Genomic DNA, 334 nt, shown 5'->3' on the forward strand with positions numbered 1-334 from the left:
GGTGTTTCTGGTGATGTATCTGTTTTTACAGAACTTCCGCGCCACGTTGATCCCCACACTGGCGGTACCGGTGGTGTTGCTGGGTACCTTTGGAGTGATGTCGGCATTTGGCTTTTCTATTAATACCCTGACGATGTTCGGTATGGTGCTGGCGATCGGCCTGCTGGTCGACGACGCCATAGTAGTAGTCGAAAACGTTGAGCGTGTGATGAGCGAAGAGGGGCTGGGCCCGGTTGAGGCGACACGCAAATCGATGGGGCAGATCACCGGCGCGCTGGTCGGTATCGGCCTGGTATTGTCGGCTGTATTTGTCCCTATGGCGTTCTTCGGTGGC

General features: G+C 56.0%; 1 protein-coding gene. It reads left to right on the forward strand.

Going from position 1 to position 334, the window contains the following annotated elements:
* A partial coding sequence (locus tag SB753_RS35670; RefSeq protein WP_410804800.1) for an efflux RND transporter permease subunit occupies nt 1-334 on the forward strand: 334 nt, incomplete at both ends.

The organism is Paraburkholderia sp. SIMBA_053, from assembly GCF_046534895.1.
Taxonomy (GTDB): domain Bacteria; phylum Pseudomonadota; class Gammaproteobacteria; order Burkholderiales; family Burkholderiaceae; genus Paraburkholderia; species Paraburkholderia caledonica.